The sequence below is a fragment of the Bacillus sp. JJ1127 genome, assembly GCF_036965845.1.
Taxonomy (GTDB): domain Bacteria; phylum Bacillota; class Bacilli; order Bacillales; family Bacillaceae_G; genus Bacillus_A.
The window spans coordinates 1-4,124 of sequence record NZ_JBALQK010000174.1 but is presented as its reverse complement, the minus strand read 5'-3'; the positions used below and the strand labels follow the sequence as shown (position 1 = coordinate 4,124).

The window sequence follows — 4,124 nt, the reverse complement described above, 5'->3', positions numbered from 1 at the left end:
TCTCTCCCACCTAAAAAGATGGGCTTTATGTCGTTTTTTTAATTGATATATGTAGATAATATTCTTTTGTAGCTTCAATTATCGCAATACAATCTGTTTCAATATCATATTGCGTATGAAGTGCCTATAATGCATTCACGTAATTCCCTAACTTTTCGTTCTTGTTCATTTCAAATATTGTTTGAACTAACATACACACACTCCACCTTTGTATGTATTATTTCCGCTTAAATGATAACGCTTTCAATAAATTGCATCAATAAAGAAAACTTCCACCACTCCAATAGCCCCTATATGTGTATAGTGGAAGTTCCATCTTATTTTGTTAATTGATGTCTAAACGCATAAATAACCGCCTGTGTACGATCACTTACATTTAATTTATTTAAAATATTACTCACATGCGTTTTTACTGTTTTGAGTGCAATAAATAGCTCATCTGCAATTTCTTGATTACTCTTACCCTCCGCAATTAATAATAAGATTTCAAACTCTCTTTCTGTTAAATCTTCATGCAAAGGTTGTTCTTTTTTTTGACGCATTCGGGACATCATCTTCCCAGTAACTTTTGGTTCTAACACTGTTTCTCCATCATAAGTCGCTCGCACTGCATCTGCAATATCACTTGCTCTTGACGTTTTTAGCAAATAACTTGTCGCCCCTGCCTCAATAACAGGATATAACTTTTCATCATCTAGAAAGCTTGTTACGACTACAATTTTAGCCTCAGACCATTCTTGAATAATCGCACGCGTTGCCTCAACGCCATCCATTTCATCCATAACAAGATCCATTAAAATAATATCCGGTCTTAATTCTAGCGCTAATTCTGAACCTCTTCTTCCATTTTCAGCTTCCCCAACTACTTCGATATCTGGTTGAGTCGATAAATATGCGGATACACCCATTCGAACCATTTCATGATCATCAACAAGCAATACTTTAATCATGCTGCTCCCCCTCTCTCTCTATCATAATTGGTACTTTTACTTCAATTTGTGTACCTTTATTCGGAAAACTAAGCACTTTTAATGTTCCACCAATTTCATGGACACGCTCTTGAATAGACCTTAAGCCATATGATCCAGCCTTATTAACACCTACTTCAAACCCAACACCATCATCAATTATTTTTAAAATAGCATATTGATCGATTTGACGAAGACGTACTTCTGTTTTCTTTGCTTTCGCATGTCGTAGCGTGTTAGACAACGCTTCTTGTACAATACGGAACAAATGATCTTCCACACCCTTTTTTAATTGGATGGGCTCAATCAACCATTCAATTTTCATATGTTGTTTTCTAGAAAGTTCTGTTAACAGCTCTTCTATACCTTCTGTTAATTTTTTTCCTTCTAATTGTACAGGACGTAAATGAAGAAGCAACGCTCTCATTTCCGATTGCGCATTTACCACCATATTTTCAACAAGTTGCAATTGCTTTCTTGTTGTTTCTGGAATTTGAGTTACCTGTTCATTAATTGCTGACATCATCATAGACATTGCAAAAAGCTGCTGACTCACTGAATCATGCAGTTCTCTTGCTAATCGATGCCTTTCTTGAGAAATAGCTTCCTGTCTCATCTCTTCATTCCAATGAGCCCGTTCATTCGTTACCTTTTGAAATAAACCGGCCTGTTCCTCTAATCTTCGAGCCAGCGCAATAACTTTTCGCTCTACTTCACGGAATTCATCTTCCGCAGTAAACGAAACATCCTTTGGAAAATTCCCACGTTCTACTTCAAACAAAAAAGTATTTAAGCCTTGAATGCGCTGCTGCATATAGTAACCAATGGCATATCCTACAATTCCTCCAATAAGAAGACTTGTACCCATGATTAACAAGCCAATTGGAACAGAAGCAATGGATTCTTTCCATAACAAATCATATACATCTTGTTTACTTTTCCATACATATACAACCGTACAAATAAGTGCAATACTTACAGAAGATAACATAGAATAACGAATGTACATCCATGAAATATTTCTTTGCTTTTTCATTATACTTTCCTCACTTCCGTATCGCCTACGACAAGCGAAGAAATAATTTTAATGCGCCGAGGAGCTTCTCTATACTGTTCTGTTTTAAATGTAACATTTCGATTAAATCCTGTTTCTTCATGTCCTGGCAGTAGTACTCTACCAACAATAACAGAGTGATTTAAAGATAATTCAATATCGTACGGAACATACAACCGAATATTTCCAATAACACCACGAATAACAATGACTGTTTCTCCTTCGGGAATCATTGCTGTCGTCAAATCAATTTCAATGTCACAAACCCCATACTGAACATTAATATCCTCTAACTCATAAATATGATCCATCATTCGTACGTTACCTACCATCATATTTTTCAGGTATGGTTCTGTGCGATAAATTTGTTTTTCTTCATCTATATATCCTTTTTCCTTAATTTCCACTTGGATAACTTTTTGCTTCTGCTGTCCTTGAATAAGTTGATAACCGATAAAAGCTAAGCAAGCAAATACAACGAGCACAAAAGCCGCTGATGAAAATAGGAAGAATAAAAAAATGAGACCTCCGATAAATAAAAACACGTTCCCTCTCACATAACGATTCTTTTTTCGATAATGCCTTCCGAATACAATCATAATAACTGCAAAAATAAGGCCCCCAGGTTCAAAACGCCCCAAAATCATGTCAAGAAAAAGACCGAATCCAAATATGATGAGGAGCATCCCCACGAATTGTGTTTTTGAAAATTGTTGCTTCATTTCAGCTCCCCCCTTCTTGTTACATATAAATAGAAGAAAAAGGCATTGCTTTCCAACCCCTTTTCTTCTATCACTATATCATAAGCTCGTTTTATAATATACTACAATTATTTTATTACTTCTTTGTTTAAAGATACTTCATTTTTTTCTTTCATTTCACGCTCAAGCTTTGCAATTTTCATATCAAATGTATCGCGTTCATGATCTTCATTCACGCGAAGCTCTAAATCACGAATATGATCTTCAATTTCTTCAAATCGTAAGAATGGATTATTCTCATCCATTTTATGAAGAGCCGTATTCATACGACGATTTGCATGTGCCATATTTTCGCGTGCCATTAATTCCATACGTTTTGCATTCATTTCTTTTAGCTTGTTTTTCATTTCAGAAAGACGACGTTCTAACTCATCAATTTGTTCCACTACACCTGCATACATTTCTTCTAAGCGAGCTACTTGCCCTTCATAGTATGCTACTTCTTCTAATGCACGTTCATGCAACTGCATTTCCCCTGCTTCTTTTGCAATTATTGCCTGCTTTGATCTCTTATTTACAAAATAACGAGCCTGCTCAAGTTCACGAGCAAAGTTAGCTTTTAATGTTTTATGTCGCTGAATTAGCTTTTCAATTTTTGTTACTTCACGCTCGCTATCTCGTAAATATTGGTTTAACATAGCAATTGGATTTTTTCTTTCTTTCTCATCTAAAACATTATGAAAATCTGCTAAAATTGCATCGCGTACACGTCCAAATAAAGATTGTTTCATTATAATCTTCCTCTCTTCTACTTTATGATTTAATTTGTTTTATATTAGTTTTTCATTAACTTGTTCCACTCATCTTCAAAGTTGCTATATGGTTTAGAACCTTCTGAAGCAGCATTTACTACTACATCTTTTCCTTTTTTCCACTCACGGTATCCGTAGTATAGAACTGCTACTGCTACGATACCGATTAATGCTGGGGAATTAGAAAGGGCGATTGACAAGCCGATTAAACCGACAATACCCCAAGCTAACTTTCCAAAAAATGATTGTGCTCGCACAAATGATTTATAGCTCCAGTACACCATCCCTGCTCCAATTGCTAATCCTACAATACCAGCAAGACTACCAAGAGCAATTAAGGCCAAAATACCAGCCGCGATAAACGCTAGAAATTGTTTCATCTTGTGCTTGCCTCCCTTCGATTTGATACTCTTATCTTAACTATTTTTTCTTTTTTCCATAACGAGCTTAAGAACCGTTTTCATCTCAGACTTAAGACTGAGTTACCTTCAGCCTTTTGAAGATTTAGTATAACTGTGCAATACTATTAAAAAAATAAACATATGAATATTAAGAATTTTGCGTTAAAATAAACATATGTATACATTTA

General features: G+C 35.3%; 5 protein-coding genes and 1 pseudogene. All 6 read right to left on the bottom strand.

Features of this window, described 5'->3' with window-relative positions; genetic code table 11:
* Positions 1-46 precede the first annotated feature (46 nt).
* Positions 47-193, bottom strand: a pseudogene (locus tag V7183_RS17140) (DUF3992 domain-containing protein); the annotation flags it as partial.
* Between the two features lie 124 nt (positions 194-317).
* Positions 318-950 carry a response regulator transcription factor gene (locus tag V7183_RS17135; protein WP_335360266.1) on the bottom strand — a complete coding sequence of 211 codons (633 nt, stop codon included), beginning with the start codon at positions 948-950 and terminating at the stop codon, positions 318-320.
* The gene (locus tag V7183_RS17130) at positions 943-2,004 is read right to left on the bottom strand and encodes a sensor histidine kinase (protein ID WP_097897301.1); all 1,062 of its coding nucleotides are present in this window, start codon (positions 2,002-2,004) and stop codon (positions 943-945) included. The genes V7183_RS17135 and V7183_RS17130 overlap by 8 nt, the downstream gene beginning before the upstream one ends.
* A complete protein-coding gene (gene liaF, locus V7183_RS17125) occupies positions 2,004-2,744 on the bottom strand; it encodes a cell wall-active antibiotics response protein LiaF (RefSeq protein ID WP_097897302.1) in 741 nt (246 codons plus the stop codon). Before liaF ends, V7183_RS17130 begins: the two co-directional genes overlap by 1 nt.
* 107 nt (positions 2,745-2,851) lie before the next feature.
* Positions 2,852-3,514, bottom strand: a complete 663-nt coding sequence (locus V7183_RS17120) for a PspA/IM30 family protein (protein ID WP_335360265.1) — start codon at positions 3,512-3,514, stop codon at positions 2,852-2,854.
* 44 nt (positions 3,515-3,558) lie between these two features.
* A complete protein-coding gene (locus tag V7183_RS17115) occupies positions 3,559-3,915 on the bottom strand; it encodes a flagellar basal body rod protein (protein WP_335360264.1) in 357 nt (118 codons plus the stop codon).
* Between the last annotated feature and the right edge of the window lie 209 nt (positions 3,916-4,124).

Coding starts and splice junctions, on each gene's coding strand:
- V7183_RS17130 (WP_097897301.1), bottom strand. CDS start 2,004: ATGAAAAAGCAAAGAAATATTTCATGGATGTACATTCGTTATTCTATG.
- V7183_RS17120 (WP_335360265.1), bottom strand. CDS start 3,514: ATGAAACAATCTTTATTTGGACGTGTACGCGATGCAATTTTAGCAGAT.
- liaF (WP_097897302.1), bottom strand. CDS start 2,744: ATGAAGCAACAATTTTCAAAAACACAATTCGTGGGGATGCTCCTCATC.
- V7183_RS17115 (WP_335360264.1), bottom strand. CDS start 3,915: ATGAAACAATTTCTAGCGTTTATCGCGGCTGGTATTTTGGCCTTAATT.
- V7183_RS17135 (WP_335360266.1), bottom strand. CDS start 950: ATGATTAAAGTATTGCTTGTTGATGATCATGAAATGGTTCGAATGGGT.